Raw genomic sequence first — 18018 nt, forward strand, 5'->3', positions numbered from 1 at the left:
CGAGGATTCATACCCGTGAAAGGTGGATCCTCGGGTCAAGCCCGAGGATGACGTGGTGCCTTGAGAAAGGCTTGCAAGCGACTTCAGGAGCGAGACATAAGCTGCGCCGCTCCGTCATGGTTTTATTTCTTACGGAACCTGCTCATGCCCGAAACCGCACCACTTCTGGAAGCACGCTCCATCGGTAAATCCTTTCTCGGGATCACGGCGCTGGACGGCGTTGATTTTTCGCTGAGGCGCGGGGAAATCCATGCGCTGCTCGGCGAAAACGGCGCGGGCAAATCGACCCTCATCAAGATATTGACCGGCGTCTACCACCGCGACAGCGGCGCGATCTTTCTGGAGGGCGGCGAGATATCGCCCGCCAATGTCGGCGAGGCGCAGTCGCTCGGCATCGGCACGGTCTATCAGGAAGTGAACCTTCTCGAAAACCTGACGGTGGCCGAAAACCTGTTTCTTGGCCGCCAGCCGCGCCGCTTCGGACTTATCGACCGCAGCACGATGCAGAAGAATTCGCAGGCGCTGCTTGCCCAATACGGGCTTTCCATTGACGTCAACGCGCTGCTTTCCAGCTATTCCGTCGCCATCCGGCAGATCATCGCCATTGCCCGAGCCGTCGATCTTTCCGGCAAGGTGCTGGTGCTGGACGAACCCACCGCCAGCCTTGATGCCCATGAGGTCGAGATGCTGTTCGGGGTTTTGAAAAACCTGCGCGCGCGCGGCATCGGCATCGTCATCATCACCCACTTCCTCAATCAGGTCTATGATATCGCCGACCGGGTGACGGTGCTGCGCAACGGCCGCCTTGTCGGCACACGCGACATCGGCAGCCTGCCGAGGTCCGAACTGATTTCAATGATGCTGGGCCGCGAGCTTCAGCACATCACACACGAACACCAGGCGACCGACGATACGGTTGCCGAGGGCGAGCCGCCGATCCGTTTCGAAGGTTACGGCAAACGCGGCAGCATCGCCCCCTTCGATCTCGGCATCCGGCCGGGAGAGATCGTCGGCGTCGCCGGCCTTTTGGGCTCGGGACGGACGGAAACCGCCTTCCTGCTCTTCGGCATCGACCGACCCGATACCGGCATGGCGATGATCGACGGAAAAGCGGCGGCGATTTCGTCTCCCGAAGCCGCGATCTCGGCGGGGTTCGGTTTCTGCCCGGAAGAGCGCAAGTCGGACGGCATCATCGGCGATTTTTCGGTGACGGACAATATTGCGCTGGCGCTTCAGGCGCGTCAGGGCTGGGCGCGTCCGCTTTCCCGAAGGCAGAAGGCTGAACTGGCTGAAAGCTTCATCAAATCGCTCGACATCCGACCTGCCGATCCTGACCGGCCGATAAAGTTCCTGTCCGGCGGCAACCAGCAGAAGGCCATTCTGGCGCGCTGGCTCGCCACCCAACCCCGGCTTCTGATCCTCGACGAGCCCACCCGAGGCATCGATATCGGCGCACATGCGGAAATCCTCAAGATGATCGAAAAACTCTGTACCGAGGGCATGTCGCTCATCGTCATCTCATCCGAACTGGAGGAACTTACAGCCGTTGCCCACCGGGTCGTCGTCTTGTCCGACCGCCGGCATGTCAGCGAACTGAAGGGCGGCGAGGTGACGGCCGATAACATCATGCGGGCCATCGCGGATGCGGCCAGAACGGAGGCGGCATGATGGTGGCTGTGACACGACGCCTGAAAAGGCTTGCTCCCCAGCTTATCGCCCTCTTCGTCATTCTGGCAGCGATTACAATCGTTTCGCCGGGCTTCCTGCATGTTTCGTTCCAGAACGGCAGGCTCTATGGCAGCCTGATGGACATCCTCGTGCGTGCTGCCCCCGTGGCGCTGCTGACCATCGGCATGACGCTCGTCATCGCCACCAAAGGCATCGATCTGTCGATCGGCGCGGTCATCGCCATTTGCGGAGCGGTTGCCGCCACGCTCATCAGCAATGGCCATTCCATCCCCTCTGTCATCGTCGTCTCGCTGGCGGTGGGCATTGCCTGCGGGTTGTGGAACGGGGTGCTGGTCGCCCTGCTCGACATACAGCCGATCATCGCCACCCTGATCCTGATGGTGGCGGGGCGCGGCATCGCCCAACTGATCACGGAAGGTGTCATTCTCACCTTCAATAATGACGGTTTCTCCGCCATCGGCTCCGGCTCACTCGCTGGCATTCCGCTGCCTGTCATCATCTGGGTGGCGGCCGCACTGCTGATCGGCCTTCTGGTGCGCAAAAGCGCGCTCGGTTTCCTGATCGAGGCGACCGGCATCAATCGCCATGCGGCAGCGCTCGCCGGGGTTCGAGCACGCTTCCTGCTGTTTTTCGTCTATGCCGTTTCCGGCCTTTGCGCGGCCATCGCCGGCTTGATCGTAACCGCAGATATTCGTGGCGCGGATGCCAACAATGCCGGGCTGTGGCTGGAACTGGACGCCATATTGGCAGTGGTGATCGGCGGTACCTCGCTGAATGGCGGCCGCTTCTCCATCACCGCCTCGCTCATCGGCGCACTCATCATCCAGACCATCAATACCGGTATTCTGGTCTCCGGTTTCCCGCCGGAATTCAACCTCATCATCAAGGCAGGCATCATCATGGTGGTTCTGACGCTGCAATCACCGGCGATCATGACGGTTCTGGGCTTCGTCAGAACGCCGAAGCCGCACCCGAAACCGGCCGCCGCCAGCAGCATGACCAAGGAAGGAACCGCGCGATGATCCACAGCCGCAACCTTCCTTTCCTCACCACGCTGACGATCTTCGTCATCGCCTATCTTCTCTGCGTGCTGCAATATCCGGCGATCCTGTCGACACGGGTGATCGGCAATCTTCTGACCGACAATGCCTTTCTTGGCATCGCCGCCGTCGGCATGACCTTCGTCATCCTGTCGGGCGGCATCGATCTGTCCATCGGATCGGTCATCGCCTTTACCAGCGTCTTCGTCGCCGTCATGGTCGGCACCTATAATATCCACCCGCTGCTGGCCTTCGCCATCGTGCTGGTGGTCTCGACACTGTTCGGCTGCCTGATGGGGCGATGATCCGCTTCCTCGCCATCCCGCCTTTCGTGGTGACGCTGGCGGGCATGTTCCTGGCGCGTGGTGCCGCCTATCTCATTTCGACGCAATCCGTGCCGATCTCGCATCCCTTCATCGATGCGATACAGGGCTTTTATTACCGCTTTCCCGGCGGTGGCAGACTGACGGCGCTTGCGATGGTGATGCTTCTCGTCTTTGCCGCCGGCATGCTGATCGCCAGCCGCACCCGCTTCGGCGCCAATGTCTATGCACTGGGCGGCAACCCGCAATCGGCCGAACTGATGGGCGTACCGATCGGGTCAACGACGATCGGCATCTATGCGCTTTCCGGTTTTCTCTCCGGTCTCGCCGGCATCGTCTACACGCTCTACACCTCGTCGGGCTATTCGCTGGCGACGGTGGGGGTTGAACTCGACGCCATCGCTGCCGTCGTCATCGGCGGCACGCTTCTGACCGGCGGCACGGGGCTGGTGGCGGGAACCTTTATCGGCCTTCTCATCCAGGGGTTGATCCAGACTTACATCGTCTTTGATGGAACGCTTTCTTCCTGGTGGACGAAAATCGTCATCGGCGTGCTGCTTTTCGTCTTCATCGTGTTGCAGCGCGCAATCATCTGGTATTCAAACAGGAGACTGGCCGGACCGCATCCGGCATAATTGCAAACGGAGGCTTGCTTGGGGCTGCTCGAAACGACGATAAGCGGACGAAAACGCCGGAACAGCCACGCCCATGTGGTCTCCGAACTCGGCAGCGCCATCGTTTCGGGCAGAATAGCTGAAGGTTCTCTCCTGCCCAATGATGCCGAACTGTCCTTGCGTTTCGGGGTTTCGCGCACCGTGCTGCGTGAAACAATGAAGACGCTGGCGGCCAAGCGGCTGGTGGAACCCAAGGCCAAGGTCGGCACCCGCGTTCTCGACCGTTCAAGCTGGAACTTCTTCGACCCGGATGTGCTGGGCTGGCGCTGCGAAGCCGGCATAGACGAGGAATTCGTCACGCATCTGGCGGAAATCCGCCTCGCGCTCGAACCGGCCGCCGCTGCCGCTGCGGCCCTTCAGGCCTCGAATGACGATATCGTTTCCCTTTACGTGATCGCCGCCAAGTTCGACAATCCGAAACATACGCCGGAGACCATCGCCAAGGTCGATCTCGAATTCCACCTTGCCGTCGCGCATATGTCCGGCAATCCCTTCATGCGTTCGGCAAGCGGGCTCATCGAAGCGGCACTCGCCATATCCTTCCAGCTTTCGTCACCGGCAGCCTCACCCGGCACCATTGCCGAAATTGCCTCCAATCACCTGCGCATCGTGCACGCCATTGCGGCTCGGGATGCCGATGCCGCGGTGAAGGCCATGCGCCACGTGATCGAGGTTGGTAAGGACCGGACGCAGAAGGCGATCAAGGCGCCTTGAAGACGGAATAATATGGATCGAGCGGGTGCCGCATGTTTCTTCTCCCCGTCGGGGAGAAGAAACATGCGGCAACGCTTTCGCTTATCTTCGGACCCGCAAGAGAATGCGGGTTTTTCTTACCCCTGCGACGCCTCGACCTGCGGCACCACACCCCGGCGCGACGCCATCAGCGATGCGCCGAGGAGTGCGGCGATCGACACGAAGACGAAGACCATGGTTGCGCCCTGAAGGTCGATCAGCAGACCGCCCAGAACCGCACCGCTGGAGATGGCGATCTGGAAGGTGGTGAGCAAAAGCGCGCCGGCGCTTTCGGCCTCATCGGAAGCGACCCTCGTGATGAAGCTCTGCACGCTCACCGGAAGTGCGCCGAAAGCAAAGCCCCAGGAGGCGATGGCGAGGCCCGCGACGATGGGCGATGCACCGGCGAGCACCAGCACCGAGGCGGACGCGGCGATGAGGGTGGCGGCGAACGTCACCGCCCAGGCCGTGTTTTTCTCGGCGAGGAAACCGCCGAAGAGATTACCGAAGAAGCCGCCGATACCGTAGGCCAGCAAAACCAGCGAGATCGCCTCGACGCCAAGCTGCGGCACGTCTTCGAGGAACGGGCGCACATAGGTAAAGCCGGCAAAGTGACCTGCGACAATGAACAGCGTCGTCAGAAGGCCGATCCTGACCTGTGGGCGCTGCAACAGGCGGAACATCGTGGAAAGACCCGGCGCGCCGGCTGGCGGCAGGGACGGAACGGTGAGCAATTGCACGAGAAGTGCAATGACGCCGAGCACGCCGGCGACGACGAAGGCCGCACGCCAGCCGAGCGTCGCGCCGATCCATGCACCCACCGGGGCAGCGCAGACGGTGGCGACCGAAACGCCCGTCAGAATGATGGCCATGGCGCGCGGCATCTTATCGAGCGGCACGAGCCTCAGCGCCAGCGCTGCCGACATGGCCCAGAAGCCGCCAAGGCCGATGCCAAGCAGGACGCGCGATGCAAACAGCATGAAAAGACCATTGGCAAAGGCAGCCAGCGTGCTGGAGATGATCAACAGCATGGTAAGCCCGAGCAGGGTCCAGCGGCGGTCGATGCTGCGTGTGCCGATGACGACGCCGGGACCAGCCACCGCCGCAACCAGCGCAGTGACGGTGATGGACTGGCCGGCAATGCCGGAACTGATGGAAAGATCGGTGGACAGTGGTGTCAGAAGGCTGACCGGCAGAAATTCCGCCGTCACCAGTCCGAACACGCCGAGCGAAAGTGAAACCACGGCGGCCCACTTCGCATCCGGCTCCTTTTTGCGCGGCACATATTCAAGTTCGTTGATTGTCCGGGTGTTCATGAAAATCTCCTGATGCGCATTCTGAAATGCGCCCTGAAACAGAATGGTAAAGTGATGAAGCCGGTGGGAGCCCGGCTCGTCGCCCGCAAATCGATGCTCGTAACCTATGCGTGACAACCCGGCGTTTCCATGCTAGAAAATCCGCATTCCTTAACCAAACGTCCGAATTTGTGAGTTGCCATGAATGATGCACTGACGGAAATGTTGCGTGGCCTGCGGCTTGACGGTGTTGAATACGGTCGCTGCCGCATGGCGACGCCCTGGGCGACAGCCTTTCCCGAACAGGAGGCGGCGCGGTTTCATTTCATCGGTGTTGGACAGGCCAAATTGCGGAAACCTTCCGGGGAATGGCTGACGCTGAAATGCGGCGATGCGGTGCTTCTGCCCCGTGGCCATGCGCATATACTGGGCAGCGGCGAGGATGTGAGGCCCGCCCCCTTCGACCGGTTCGGCAAGAAGGAAGTGTGCCAGGGCATTTTTGACATGCAATGCGCCAGCGCCGGTGGCGACACGGTGGCGTTTACCGCCTCCATGCGTTTCAACATGGATAATCTGCACCCGCTGTTGCAGCTTATGCCGGATGTGATGCTGACCAGTGATCTGGCCAAAAGCGACCCGGCCATTCCGCATCTCCTGGAAGCCATGGCGCGCGAGGTGGAACTGAACCGCGTCGGTGCCGGCGGCATTCTGGCGCGGCTTGCCGATGTCCTGACGGCGACCTTGATCCGCACATGGGTGGAATATGGCTGCGGCGATTCCAGCGGCTGGCTTGCCGCCGTGCGCAATCCCGAACTTGGGCGGGTGCTGGCCGCCATCCACCTCACCCCCGAAAAGGACTGGAGCGTGGAAGAGCTTGCCTCCCTGATGGGCGCGTCCCGCTCCAGCTTCGCGGAACGCTTCACCCGTGTGGTCGGTGAAAGCCCGGCGCGTTATGTGGTGCGCATTCGCATGCATCAGGCGCGGTTGTGGCTGCGTGAGGGCATGCGCGTGACGCTGGCGGCGGAAAAACTCGGCTACGATTCCGAAGCCTCCTTCAGTCGCGCCTTCAAACGGGTGATCGGCGCGCCACCCAGCCAGTTCCGCAGGAAGGACACGGCCGGGCTGGAGGATGCAGCTTAAAAGCGTCAAACAAACCGGATAGGATATTGCGTGAGAGCAGATACGCCTGAAGCGGAAGAGCGCCGTCCGGGGAGCATCCATCATGAGCATTGCCGACGACGCCCGTTTCTGGAACCGGAGCGCGCGGAAATATGCAAAGGGCAGAGTTTCGGATGAAGCGGGATATGAGCGAACGCTGGAGCGAACCCGCGCCCTGCTGAAACCGGATGACAGGGTGCTGGAACTGGGCTGCGGCACCGGGACAACGGCAATCCGGCTGGCGGGCGGTGTCAAAGACTACCTTGCGACGGATATTTCCGCTGACATGATCGCGATTGCCGAGGAGCGAAAATCCGCCGCCGGCGCTCTTTCGAACCTTGCCTTCCGCGTAACGACTGCGGAAGCAATCCTGCCTGGCGACGTGCCGTTTAATGCGGTGCTGGGTTTCAATTATCTTCATCTGGTCCGCGACCTGCCCGGCACATTGCAGCATATCCATTCCCTGCTTGGCGCGCAGGGACTGTTGATCACCAAGACACCCTGCGTCGGCGATATGAACCCGCTTATCCGCCTTGTGCTGCCGGTGATGCGGGCAATCGGCAAGGCACCCTATGCCGGCGTGTTCAATGCGACCGAACTGAGCCGGCATATAATGGCGGGCGGCTTCGACATTCTGGCCACGGAAATCCATGCCACGAGGGGCAAAGACAGGCGCCCCTACATCGTGGCGCGCAAAAGGTGAGCTAAGCCTTCATCTCAGTGGAAGTTGCGGGAGATGACCTTTATCCGCTCCACCTCATCTTCATCATCGGCGGCAGGCGGCGGATGTTTCCTGTTTGCACGGTGATCTTCCGGCGGAATACCATGGTGAAACTCATCGCCACGCCCGTGCGGCAGGGGGAAGGCGTGGTTGCGCTCACCCACGCTTGCCAGCGCCTCCGACAGGTCGGTCAACCGGTGGGCGACCAGATGGACCACCTCGCCCTCCCGCTGGATCTTGCCGTAAATGCCGACCATGCCGGCTGACAACACCACACGGCGGTATTTTTCGAAGGTTTTGACCCACAGCACCGCATTGGCAATGCCCGTCTCGTCCTCCAGCGTCATGAAGATCACGCCCTTTGCCGAACCGGGGCGCTGGCGCACCAGCACCAGACCGGCCGTTTCCAGCCATGTGCCATCCCGAACGCGCACCGCCTCCGCACAGGTGACGATGCGGCGGCGGGAAAGATCATGCCGCAGGAAGGTCATGGGATGTTCGCGCAGCGTCAGCCCCACATGGCCGTAATCCTGCACCACCTCGCCGCCATCCGTCATGGGCCTGAGCGTGACGGATGGCTCCTGAAGCTCGTCCACCACGGTGTTTTCCCGGCTGGCGGCAGCGGCGAAAAGCGGCAGCGGCTCATCCCGCAAGGCCTTGATGGCCCAGAGCGCCTCGCGTCTGGCAAGCGAAAGCGACGGCAGAAAGGCATCGGCTTCGGCGAGACAGACTAGGGCAGCGGCGGGAACACCCGCCCTTCGCCACAGATCGTCGACGGAGGCGAAAGGCCGATCCTGCCGACCGGTGACGATATCGGCAGCATGTTTGTTGGAAAGCCCCTTCACCATGCGCAGGCCAAGCCGCACGGCAAACCGCTCCTCACCCTTGCCATTCTTCTTGCCCGTAGGCTCCAGCGTACAATCAAAACGGCTGTTATTGACGCAGACCGGGCGCACCTCCACGCCATGATCGCGCGCATCACGCACGATCTGCGCCGGGGCGTAAAACCCCATGGGTTGTGAATTGAGAAGCGCCGTACAGAAAATATCGGGATGATGGCATTTCAGCCATGAGGAGGCATAGGCGATCAGCGCGAAGGAGGCCGCATGGCTTTCAGGAAAACCATAGCTGCCGAACCCTTCCAGCTGCTTGAAGATGCGTTCGGCGAATTCTTGCTCATAACCGCGTTCCACCATGCCATCGATCATATCCTGCCGGAATTTGGAGATGGTGCCGACATTCTTGAAGGTTGCCATGGCGCGACGCAACTGATCCGCCTTGCCGGGTGAAAAACCGGCGCATTCGATGGCGACGCGCATCGCCTGCTCCTGAAACAGCGGCACGCCCAGCGTTTTGCCCAGCACGCCTCTCAATTCCTCTTTCGGATAATGTTCCTCTTCTTTTTTGTCACGGCGACGAAGATAGGGGTGCACCATATCGCCCTGAATGGGACCGGGACGAACGATGGCGACCTGAATGACGAGATCGTAAAATATCTTTGGCTTCAACCGCGGCAGCATGGACATCTGCGCCCGGCTTTCAATCTGGAAGGTGCCGAGCGTATCGGCTTTCTGGATCATGGCATAGGTGGGGTCATCATCCTGCGGGACAGTGGCGAGATCGTATTTAACGCCCGTGCGCTCTTCCAGCATGTTGAAACCGCGCTTCATGCAGGAGAGCATGCCGAGCGCCAGGCAATCCATCTTCATGAACTTGACGACATCGATATCGTCCTTGTCCCATTCGATGATCTGCCGGTCGTCCATGGCGGCGGGTTCGATCGGCACCAGCTCGTCCAGCCGGTCATGGGTCAGAACGAAGCCGCCCGGATGCTGGCTGTGATGGCGCGGCGTGCCGACAAGCTGGTTGGCCAGCTCGAAGGCGAGTTTCAGGCGTCTATCCTCCATATTGAGGTTCAGCTCCTGCACCTGTTTTTCACCCACTCCTTCGCTCCAGCGCCAGACCTGCGAGGACAGAAGTTTCGTCAAATCTTCCGGCAGGCCCAAAACCTTGCCGACATCGCGAAGCGCCCCGCGCCCGCGATAACGGGTGACGACCGAACAGAGCGCGGCCTTGTCGCGACCATAGGTGTCATAAACCCACTGGATGACCTCTTCGCGCCGCTGATGCTCGAAATCCACGTCGATGTCCGGCGGTTCGCGCCGTTCTTCCGAAACAAAACGTTCGAACAGGAGATCGACCTTGACGGGATCGATGGCAGTGATGCCGAGCACGTAACAGACCACCGAATTGGCGGCCGAGCCACGCCCCTGGCAGAGAATATCAAGCGAGCGCGCATGGCGGACGATGGCATTCACCGTCAGGAAATAGGGCGCATATTCCAGCCTTCCGATGAGGCCAAGCTCATGATGCAACGCCCTTTTCACCTTCTCCGGCAGACCATCCGGATAACGCCCTGGCACCGCCTCCCAGACGAGCTTCTCCAGCGCCTGCTGCGCCGTCAGCCCCGGCAGGCTGCGCTCTTCAGGGTATTGATAGACCAGTTCCTTCAGCGAAAATTTGCAGCGTTTCGCGATTTCGAGACTGCGGCAGAGCGCTTCAGGATAACGGGCAAACAGCCGGTGCATCTCTTCCGGTGGTTTCATATAGCGGTCGGCATGGCGTTCGCGCCGGAAACCCGCCTCGTCGATGGTGCAATTATGCCGGATGCAGGTAACGACATCCTGCAGCATGCGCCGCTCGGGCACATGAAACAGTACGTCATTGGTCACCACTGTCGGCACACCAGCGGCTTCGGCCATCCCAGACAGTTCGAAAAGCCGCATCTGGTCGTTGGGCCGTCTTCTGAGGCTTAGCGCCATATAGGCCCGGTCCGCAAAAGCGGCTTTCAGTCGCCGCAGGCGAAGCGCGCAGAGATCATCGGCGAGATCGGCGAGCAGCACTACGATCAGGCCTTCACCATAGGTCACGAGATCATCCCATGTCAGCCGGCATTTGCCTTTGCCTCCCCTTTTCTTGCCGACGGAAAGCAGCCGGCAAAGCCGCCCGTAAGCCGGGCGATCCATGGGATAGACAAGCACGGAAAGATCGTCATCCAGATCGAGGCGGCAGCCGATGATGAGCCGGATGCCGTGGTTGCTTGCCGCCTCATAAGCACGGGGAATGCCTGCAAGGCTGTTTCTGTCGACAATACCCAAAGCCTCGATGCCAAGGCGTTTGGCCTGTTCGAAAAGCTCCTCGCAGGAGCTTGCGCCGCGCAGGAAGGAAAAATGCGTGGTCACCTGCAGCTCGGCATAACGCGGCGTGCTCATGCGAAGACCCCATGGATAAACCAGCCCTGCGAACCCGTCTCGGCATGTTCGCCATCACCGGAGCGGAAAATCCAGAAACGCTCTCCGCTTTCGTTTTCCACCGTGAAATAATCGCGCACGGCCGCCTTTTCCCGGTCGCGTTTCCACCATTCGCCGAACACCCGTTCCGGCCCGTCGGCGCGCCGCACATTGTGGCGCACGCCCTTCCAGAGGAAATAACGCGGCGGGTGGTCGGGCAGCAGCGCCAGCGTCTCGATGGGTTCCGGCCTTGCAAAAAGCCTGACAGGGCGGGGCCAGTGGCCAGGCCAGCCGAGCGTATCTTCAGGCGCAAGCGCCGCCACGGGGGCAACGGAACGTTCCGGCACGTCGCTTGCCACCGCTGCATAACGATAAACCCTGTGGCCGCGATTGAGGATGACATCCACCGTATCGGCGATGTCCGCACGGCCTTCCTCCAGAAGCGAGGAACGGGCCTGTACAGCCACAAGCGGCTCGGCATGGGTGGCGGTCAGCACCATCATCTCGATGCCGAAGCCGGGATCGATGGTGTCGATCCGGTCGGTCAGGAGCCGAACCAGCTGTTTGACATCACGCACCGGTCTGGAGGTGCCTGCCCGCACCGCCTGCAGGCCGCTATCCACCCGGTGCAGCACCAGATCGACACGACGTGCGCCGAGGCCGCGTTTTTCAAGCGCTGTGCAAAGGCCTGTAACAAGCTTCTGTGTATAACGGGCAATCGTCTCCGCCGCCGCAATCGGCTCGGGAAAGGCGCGCCGCACCTCCACCAGCTCGGCCACGCGCACCGGTTCTATGGGTTCGCCGATCTCCCCGAAAGCCTGGGAAAGGCGGCGAACGAGTTCCGGGCCGAAACGCAGGGTAAGCGGCGCACGCGGAGCCTCGGCAAGTTCGCCAATGGTACGGAAGCCGAGCACCTTCAAGCCTGACACGATACGCTCCTCCAGCCGGAGCGCGGAAAGCGGCAATCCACTGATCACCGTCCGCTGGGCACCCGGCGGCACGATGCTGATTTCCTCACGGCCGAAACGGGCAAGCGCATGGGCCGCTCCCCAGCTATCGGCAATGGCGGCGCGGGCTGCAAAACCAGCGGCATGCAGGCGGTTGACCATGCCGCTCAGCATCAGCCCCTCATTGCCGTGCAGATGGTCTGCCCCCGCCGTATCAAGCACCAGCCCGTCCGGTGGATCGGCGGCGACGATGGGGGCGTAGATGCGCAGGAAGTGAAATGCGAGCTGCTGCAGGGCGCGGGCATCGGCGCCCGCATCCAGATTTTCGACGAGAAGGCCGGGCACCAGCGCCTGCGCCTTGCTGACCGGCGTGCCGGGCCGGATGCCCGCCGCCTTCGCTGCCCTGTCGAGCGCCAGCACCAGCCGGCGGCTGCCCTGACGGCCGATCATGACCAGCGGCTTTTCAACCGGCGGCGCGTCCTTGCCCGAAAGACGCCGGTAGCGATCCGTCGGCCATGTCGGCAGGTAGAGCGAGACGACCCTTTGCATCACAGGCTTCCACTTCAAATTCAGCACTTTCGCCGCCGCGACATCGCAAAAGTTCCAGAAACCAGCGCGGCCTGCCCACACCCGGCACCGGCAAGGGCGAAGAGGGCCGGACCGAGACACGCCAGCGGGTCACCGCCGCCGTCGGCTCGCCGAACAGCGCCGCATCGGCCGCGCGCCGGAAACGGCGGATGGCGATGCCGGTAACACCAGAGGTTTCCGCCGCCAGTTGCAGCCGCCGCGAGGCATTCATCGGCAACTTCGCCAATTCACCCATCACCGCGCCGAAACCATTGCAGCGCAAGCCCTCCTCGAAACAGTCGAGCACGCCTTTTTCATCGCGGCATTCAACGATGATGACCCGGTTCTGCGACAGCCCGGCCTGCGTCAATCCCGGCATGAACAGATCTCGCCGGGTCACGCACCATAAAACCTTGCCGGACAGCCTTGCTGCCACACCGGCAGCAAAAAGGGCCGCCGCCGCACCATCGGCAGCGCCATTGCCGCCGCCGCTCACCTCATGCAGGCAACCGAGTTTCAGCCCGCCTCCCGGCAGGTGATGGTCGATGGCATCCACGCCGAAAGGCAAGGTCTCGTGCAGGCGCTGAGGGCCGTTACCGATCCTTTCCAGCCTTTCACGCAGCTCTTCGACAACGAGCAACTGGTCCGCGCGCTTTTGCATGGCATGACGGGTTTCAATTCCGGTTATTCATCACTACTGTTCTTGTTTTGTTCCTATTTCAGCAAAGAGTCAAGCAACAGACTGCCACTCATCAACAGTTTGCACGGGAAGAGAAGATTCTGGCCTTGCAGCGCCTCGTCCCGCCGTTAAAACGGAATTGTCCGCTCGCTGCCGTTCTTCTCACGGGAACCGATGTGCCACGGACATCAGGGTTTTGGAGGAAACCGCCGATGATCGCCAGCATTCTGATTGCCGTGGTTGCGGCCATCCATCTTTACATCGTCATTCTGGAAATGCTGCTGTGGGAAAAGCCCGCCGGCCGCAGGGCCTTCGGTCTTTCTGCGGATTTCGCCCGGCAGACGAAAGTGCTGGCCGCCAATCAGGGGCTTTATAACGGGTTTCTGGCCGCCGGGCTGGTCTATGGGCTGATCCAGGGTGATGAAGGGCTGAGCTTCAAGGTCTTCTTTCTTGCCTGCGTTCTGGTGGCCGGAATTTTTGGCGCCATCACCGCCAATATGAAAATCCTATTCATTCAGGCTTTGCCGGCCGTGTTCGCGCTCGGCTTCCTCTGGATCGGAGTATGAACCGATGAGCACATGGAACGACGCGTCCGCAAGAGACGCCCTCAACCGGATATTCATGGCGGCAGTCGCGAGCGCCGATCCTGCAAAGGTGCTGCACCACCACCTTCCCTCCCCGCCCAAAGGCCGATGCGTGGTGGTGGGCGCGGGCAAGGCCTCGGCCGCCATGGCCGCAGCGCTGGAAGCGGCATGGCCGCATGTCGATCTTTCCGGTGTGGTGGTGACGCGTTACGGCCATGCTGTCCCGACCACACGCATCGAGATCATCGAAGCATCGCATCCGGTGCCTGACGATATGAGCGCGGAAGCGGCAAAACGCATTCTCGCCGCCGTTGAGGGGCTGACGGCAGACGACATGGTGATCGCGCTGATTTCCGGCGGCGGTTCGGCGCTGATGGTCGCCCCCGCCGAAGGCATGACGCTTGCGGACAAGATGGCCGTCAATCGTGCCCTGCTTGCCAGCGGCGCGACGATTTCCGAAATGAACGCCGTGCGCAAGCACCTCTCCCGCATCAAGGGTGGACGGCTGGCGCTGGCAGCCAAGCCGGCCAAGGTGGTGTCGCTGCTGATTTCCGATGTGCCGGGCGACGACCCCTCCGAAATTGCCTCCGGCCCAACGGTTGCCGATCAGAGCGACATTAAAACCGTGCGGGAAATCGTCTCGCGCTATGAACTCGACCTTCCCGAAACGGTGCGCAAAGTACTGGAAAAAGGTGAGGAAACACCGAAGGCCGGCGATATCGACGAGGATGTCAGGATGATCGCGGCACCCTCGCTCGCCCTGCAGGCGGCGGCTGATGAGGCCGTCAGGCTCGGCCTTACACCACTCATCCTCGGCGATTCCCTTGAAGGCGAATCCAAGGATGTCGGCGCCGTCATGGCCGGTATCGCACTGTCCGCCAGCCGCAAGGGTCTGCCGCTCAAAGGCCCGGCCGTGCTGCTTTCCGGCGGTGAAACCACGGTAACAATCGGCAGGGGGCCGGCTGGCAAGGGGGGCCGCAACACGGAATTCCTGCTGAGCCTTGCGCTGACACTGAAGGGCGCAGAGGGCATATGGGCCATTGCCGGCGACAGCGACGGCATTGACGGCGTCGAAGATGCAGCCGGCGCGCTGGTGACGCCGGATACGCTGGTGCGCATGCGCAATACCGGTATCGATCCGCGTCAGTCGCTCGTGACCCACGATAGCTATACCGCGTTCAAGGCAGCCGGCGATCTTGTGGTGACGGGTCCGACGCTGACGAATGTGAATGATATCAGGGCGATTTTGATCGGGTGAACGCGGGAGAATTCGAGGCGGCTATCCCCGCCCGGGCACGTGCATCAGCAGGCAGAGCCCATTTTTGACTATGCCTTCTGACAGGTATAATCTGGAGGCGTGTCACTTGGAGCCTCAGCCATGCGTCCTGGAGTGCTCATACTTGGCCTCATCATGGCCCTTATTCCTACCTTGGCGGATGCCCACAATTGCAAATGCCGAAATCGCGGCGTCATGTTCGAACTCGGCCAAACATCCTGTCTAAAGGTCGATGGCGGCTCTTATCTCGCGCGCTGCGAGATGAAACTCAACGTCTCGTCCTGGACCAAGGTTCAGGACGGTTGCCCCGTGACGGAACGGGCGCAGCAGCAGACGACACGCGTTAATTGATAACGTCGTCAGATGGGGTGAGACCAAACCTCTAATCAAGGAGTCCAAGCTTTGGCCGAGCGATGACGAAGGCGACGAGCCGCATGCGCTCAGCATTTATGTTTTCCCATCGATGGTAAGACGACCCCTCCTCCGTCATCCTCGGGCTTGACCCGAGGATCCATGGTCGCACCGGGTAATGGATCCTCGGGTCAAGCCCGAGGATGACGTGGAATGCGAGGATGGGTTGTCAGCAGCTTGGGACAGTTGACGCCCCCTGCTCTGTTACAGCTTCACCCAACCACCATTCTTCCTGCCGGATTCAACGCACGCCGTGACGAAGGCGACACCTTTCACTCCGTCATCGACTGTCGGATAAATCACCGCCTTGTCCAACGCCGAGCCGGTGCGGCGAGCCTCGATGGCATGCGCGGCCTCGGTATAGATGGTCGCGAAAGCTTCAAGGTAACCTTCCGGATGGCCGGAAGGAATGCGGGTGACGCGTGCGGCCGCGGCCCCTGCACCGGCACCACCGCGGGTGATGAGCTGTTTCGGCTCACCGAGCTTCGTAAACCACAGATAGTTCGGATCGGCCTGCGTCCACTCGAGACCGGCCTTGTCGCCGTAAACACGGATTTTCAGCCCGTTTTCGTGACCCACCGCAACCTGGCTGCACCAGAGCAGACCCTTGGCCGCCTGCTTGCCGCCATTGGGTTTGAAGCGCAGCATCACATGCGCATTGTCATCCAGCCGTCGGCCCTCGACAAAAGTGTGCACATCCGCCGCCAGCTCATCGGCTTCCAGACCGGAAATGAAGCAGCCGAGATTATAGGCATGGGTGCCGATATCGCCCGTTGAGCCGCCGACGCCGGATTGCGCCGGATCGGTGCGCCAGACGGCCTGTTTCGCGCCCGTCTGTTCCACCGCCTCCGTCAGCCAGTCCTGCGGATATTCCATCTGCACCAGACGGATAGTCCCGAGTGCGTCGGTCTGTACCAGTTCCCGTGCATGCCGAACCATCGGATAACCGGTATAGTTATGGGTGAGGATGAACAGCGCATCGGCCTTGTCCGCCACCTCCTTCAGCTTCTTGGCATCCTCCAGATTGGAGGTCAGCGGTTTGTCGCAGATGACATGGATGCCGCGTTCCAGAAATGCCTTTGCCGCCGGATAGTGCACATGGTTGGGCGTGACGATCGCGACCGCCTCGATGCCATCCTCGCGAAGTGCTTCCTTCTCGGCCATTTCCTCGAACGAGCCATAGCAACGTTCCGGATCAAGCCCGAGCTCCTGCCCGGAGGCAATGGATTTTTCCGGCGTGGACGACAGGGCACCCGCCACGAGATCGAAGCGATTGTCGAGCCGCGCGGCCATGCGGTGAACGCCGCCGATAAATGCACCAGAACCGCCGCCCACCATGCCAAGGCGAATGCGCCTGTTCGCCTTGTCGGTTGTTTTTCCTTCAATAGCCATAATATCTCCTCGGCATTTTTTTAAGCGCATTTCCGCACGGAAAGCCGCTCACACTTTTCCTGGAAATGCTTTCAAAGCCCAAGCATGCGCCGGTTGGCCGCATCGTCGGTGCCAGCAGATGCGAAGTCATCAAAGGCTTTTTCGGTGACGCGGATGATATGGTGCTTGACGAACTCGGCCCCTTCCCGGGCACCGTCTTCGGGGTGTTTCAGCGCGCATTCCCACTCGACCACGGCCCAGCCGTCGAAATCATTGGCCGCCATCCTGGAGAAGACCGCACCGAAATCAACCTGTCCATCCCCCAGCGAGCGGAAGCGTCCCGCGCGGTTGACCCAGCTCTGGTAACCGCCATAAACGCCCTGCCGGCCGGTCGGATTGAACTCGGCATCCTTGACGTGGAACATCTTGATGCGGTCTTTGTAGATGTCGATATTGTCGAGATAATCGAGGCATTGCAGCACGTAATGCGACGGGTCGTAGAGCATGTTGGCGCGCTTGTGGTTCTTCACCCGTTCCAGAAACATCTCGAAGGTGACGCCATCGTGCAGGTCTTCGCCCGGATGGATTTCGTAGCAGACATCCACGCCCTGCTCATCGGCATAATCGAGGATCGGTGTCCAGCGTTTCGCCAGCTCGTCGAAGGCGGTTTCCACCAGACCGGCCGGCCGCTGCGGCCAGGGATAGATGAAGGGCCAGGCGAGAGCGCCCGAAAAGGTCGCATGGGCCTTGATGCCGAGATTCTTCGAGGCTTTCAGCGCCAGCTTCACCTGCTCCACCGCCCATTGCTGACGGGCCTTCGGATTGCCGCGCACTTCCGGCGCGGCAAAACCGTCAAAGGCCTCGTCATAGGCCGGGTGAACGGCAACCAGCTGGCCCTGCAAATGGGTGGAAAGCTCGGTCACCTCAACGCCATTCTGGCGGGCGACACCGGCGAATTCGTCGCAATAATCCTTCGATTCCGCCGCTTTTCTGAGATCGATCAATTGTCCGGCCCAGGTCGGCACCTGCACACCGGCGTAACCCTTTTCCGCCGCCCATTTGGTAATGCCGTCCCAGCTGTTGAAAGGTGCGGCATCACCGGCAAACTGACCGAGAAAAAGACCCGGCCCCTTGATCGTTCTCATGAAATCTCCTCCCTGTATCGATACAGTTTAGCGGTAAACCGCTTTTTCTCCCAATCGCCAAGCTAACCGCTGGTTATTTTCAAACAAGCCCCCAAATGCCAAGGGGCGAGAGAATT

The 18018-nt window shown here is 61.1% G+C and carries 14 protein-coding genes and 1 pseudogene; 9 read left to right on the forward strand and 6 right to left on the reverse strand.

Annotated elements, in window-relative coordinates; all coding sequences use genetic code 11:
* The first annotated feature begins 144 nt into the window (after positions 1-144).
* The 4 genes and pseudogenes from G3A56_RS17825 (at position 145) to G3A56_RS17840 (ending at position 4440) form a co-directional block, all read left to right on the forward strand.
* Complete coding sequence (locus G3A56_RS17825) at positions 145-1668, forward strand: sugar ABC transporter ATP-binding protein (RefSeq protein ID WP_082185815.1); 1524 nt, start codon at positions 145-147, stop codon at positions 1666-1668.
* The gene (locus tag G3A56_RS17830; protein WP_164056869.1) at positions 1668-2711 is read left to right on the forward strand and encodes an ABC transporter permease; all 1044 of its coding nucleotides are present in this window, start codon (positions 1668-1670) and stop codon (positions 2709-2711) included. The genes G3A56_RS17825 and G3A56_RS17830 overlap by 1 nt, the downstream gene beginning before the upstream one ends.
* A pseudogene (gene yjfF, locus G3A56_RS17835) lies at positions 2708-3687 on the forward strand (galactofuranose ABC transporter, permease protein YjfF). The gene G3A56_RS17830 and the pseudogene yjfF overlap by 4 nt, the downstream one beginning before the upstream one ends.
* A gap of 18 nt (positions 3688-3705) precedes the next feature.
* The gene (locus tag G3A56_RS17840) at positions 3706-4440 is read left to right on the forward strand and encodes a FadR/GntR family transcriptional regulator (RefSeq protein WP_035220762.1); all 735 of its coding nucleotides are present in this window, start codon (positions 3706-3708) and stop codon (positions 4438-4440) included.
* A gap of 116 nt (positions 4441-4556) precedes the next feature.
* Here the strand turns inward: G3A56_RS17840 and G3A56_RS17845 are convergent, their stop codons facing one another.
* On the reverse strand, positions 4557-5774 hold the full coding sequence (locus G3A56_RS17845) for an MFS transporter (RefSeq protein ID WP_082185812.1): 1218 nt from the start codon (positions 5772-5774) through the stop codon (positions 4557-4559).
* A gap of 180 nt (positions 5775-5954) precedes the next feature.
* On the opposite strand from G3A56_RS17845, the gene G3A56_RS17850 reads away from it, so the two are divergent.
* Together G3A56_RS17850 and G3A56_RS17855 are read left to right on the forward strand one after the other, a co-directional pair.
* Positions 5955-6893: an AraC family transcriptional regulator gene (locus G3A56_RS17850; protein WP_082185811.1), complete on the forward strand. Its 939-nt coding sequence runs from the start codon at positions 5955-5957 to the stop codon at positions 6891-6893.
* 82 nt (positions 6894-6975) lie between these two features.
* Positions 6976-7614 carry a class I SAM-dependent methyltransferase gene (locus G3A56_RS17855; protein WP_082185810.1) on the forward strand — a complete coding sequence of 213 codons (639 nt, stop codon included), beginning with the start codon at positions 6976-6978 and terminating at the stop codon, positions 7612-7614.
* A gap of 14 nt (positions 7615-7628) precedes the next feature.
* On the opposite strand, the gene G3A56_RS17860 is transcribed toward G3A56_RS17855, so the two are convergent.
* Genes G3A56_RS17860 through G3A56_RS17870 form a run of 3 tightly spaced genes read right to left on the reverse strand, consistent with a single transcriptional unit; the run spans position 7629 to position 13097 of the window.
* On the reverse strand, positions 7629-10904 hold the full coding sequence (locus G3A56_RS17860) for an error-prone DNA polymerase (RefSeq protein WP_082185809.1): 3276 nt from the start codon (positions 10902-10904) through the stop codon (positions 7629-7631).
* Positions 10901-12418: a Y-family DNA polymerase gene (locus G3A56_RS17865; protein ID WP_167373936.1), complete on the reverse strand. Its 1518-nt coding sequence runs from the start codon at positions 12416-12418 to the stop codon at positions 10901-10903. The genes G3A56_RS17860 and G3A56_RS17865 overlap by 4 nt, the downstream gene beginning before the upstream one ends.
* Positions 12333-13097, reverse strand: coding sequence for an ImuA family protein (locus G3A56_RS17870; RefSeq protein ID WP_003500907.1), 765 nt, complete (start codon positions 13095-13097; stop codon positions 12333-12335). The genes G3A56_RS17865 and G3A56_RS17870 overlap by 86 nt, the downstream gene beginning before the upstream one ends.
* Positions 13098-13327: 230 nt before the next feature.
* On the opposite strand from G3A56_RS17870, the gene G3A56_RS17875 reads away from it, so the two are divergent.
* The 3 genes from G3A56_RS17875 (at position 13328) to G3A56_RS17885 (ending at position 15326) form a co-directional block, all read left to right on the forward strand.
* Complete coding sequence (locus G3A56_RS17875) at positions 13328-13681, forward strand: DUF1304 domain-containing protein (protein WP_003500906.1); 354 nt, start codon at positions 13328-13330, stop codon at positions 13679-13681.
* A gap of 4 nt (positions 13682-13685) precedes the next feature.
* Positions 13686-14957, forward strand: coding sequence for a glycerate kinase type-2 family protein (locus G3A56_RS17880; RefSeq protein ID WP_082185808.1), 1272 nt, complete (start codon positions 13686-13688; stop codon positions 14955-14957).
* Positions 14958-15077: 120 nt separating this feature from the next.
* Positions 15078-15326, forward strand: a complete 249-nt coding sequence (locus G3A56_RS17885; RefSeq protein ID WP_082185807.1) for a hypothetical protein — start codon at positions 15078-15080, stop codon at positions 15324-15326.
* 264 nt (positions 15327-15590) lie between these two features.
* On the opposite strand, the gene G3A56_RS17890 is transcribed toward G3A56_RS17885, so the two are convergent.
* Together G3A56_RS17890 and G3A56_RS17895 are read right to left on the reverse strand one after the other, a co-directional pair.
* Positions 15591-16778 (reverse strand): Gfo/Idh/MocA family protein, encoded by a 1188-nt coding sequence (locus G3A56_RS17890; RefSeq protein ID WP_082185806.1) that lies wholly within the window; start codon positions 16776-16778, stop codon positions 15591-15593.
* 71 nt (positions 16779-16849) lie between these two features.
* Positions 16850-17902, reverse strand: a complete 1053-nt coding sequence (locus tag G3A56_RS17895) for a sugar phosphate isomerase/epimerase family protein (RefSeq protein WP_082185805.1) — start codon at positions 17900-17902, stop codon at positions 16850-16852.
* Between the last annotated feature and the right edge of the window lie 116 nt (positions 17903-18018).

The sequence above is a fragment of the Rhizobium oryzihabitans genome, from assembly GCF_010669145.1.
Taxonomy (GTDB): Bacteria; Pseudomonadota; Alphaproteobacteria; order Rhizobiales; family Rhizobiaceae; genus Agrobacterium; species Agrobacterium oryzihabitans.

What these genes read in the sequence shown, in the direction of transcription:
- G3A56_RS17825 (WP_082185815.1), top strand. Translation starts at nt 145, where the DNA reads ATGCCCGAAACCGCACCACTTCTGGAAGCACGCTCCATCGGTAAATCC.
- G3A56_RS17830 (WP_164056869.1), top strand. Translation starts at nt 1,668, where the DNA reads ATGGTGGCTGTGACACGACGCCTGAAAAGGCTTGCTCCCCAGCTTATC.
- G3A56_RS17845 (WP_082185812.1), bottom strand. Translation starts at nt 5,774, where the DNA reads ATGAACACCCGGACAATCAACGAACTTGAATATGTGCCGCGCAAAAAG.
- G3A56_RS17850 (WP_082185811.1), top strand. Translation starts at nt 5,955, where the DNA reads ATGAATGATGCACTGACGGAAATGTTGCGTGGCCTGCGGCTTGACGGT.
- G3A56_RS17855 (WP_082185810.1), top strand. Translation starts at nt 6,976, where the DNA reads ATGAGCATTGCCGACGACGCCCGTTTCTGGAACCGGAGCGCGCGGAAA.
- G3A56_RS17860 (WP_082185809.1), bottom strand. Translation starts at nt 10,904, where the DNA reads ATGAGCACGCCGCGTTATGCCGAGCTGCAGGTGACCACGCATTTTTCC.
- G3A56_RS17865 (WP_167373936.1), bottom strand. Translation starts at nt 12,418, where the DNA reads ATGCAAAGGGTCGTCTCGCTCTACCTGCCGACATGGCCGACGGATCGC.
- G3A56_RS17870 (WP_003500907.1), bottom strand. Translation starts at nt 13,097, where the DNA reads ATGCAAAAGCGCGCGGACCAGTTGCTCGTTGTCGAAGAGCTGCGTGAA.
- G3A56_RS17875 (WP_003500906.1), top strand. Translation starts at nt 13,328, where the DNA reads ATGATCGCCAGCATTCTGATTGCCGTGGTTGCGGCCATCCATCTTTAC.
- G3A56_RS17880 (WP_082185808.1), top strand. Translation starts at nt 13,686, where the DNA reads ATGAGCACATGGAACGACGCGTCCGCAAGAGACGCCCTCAACCGGATA.
- G3A56_RS17885 (WP_082185807.1), top strand. Translation starts at nt 15,078, where the DNA reads ATGCGTCCTGGAGTGCTCATACTTGGCCTCATCATGGCCCTTATTCCT.
- G3A56_RS17890 (WP_082185806.1), bottom strand. Translation starts at nt 16,778, where the DNA reads ATGGCTATTGAAGGAAAAACAACCGACAAGGCGAACAGGCGCATTCGC.
- G3A56_RS17895 (WP_082185805.1), bottom strand. Translation starts at nt 17,902, where the DNA reads ATGAGAACGATCAAGGGGCCGGGTCTTTTTCTCGGTCAGTTTGCCGGT.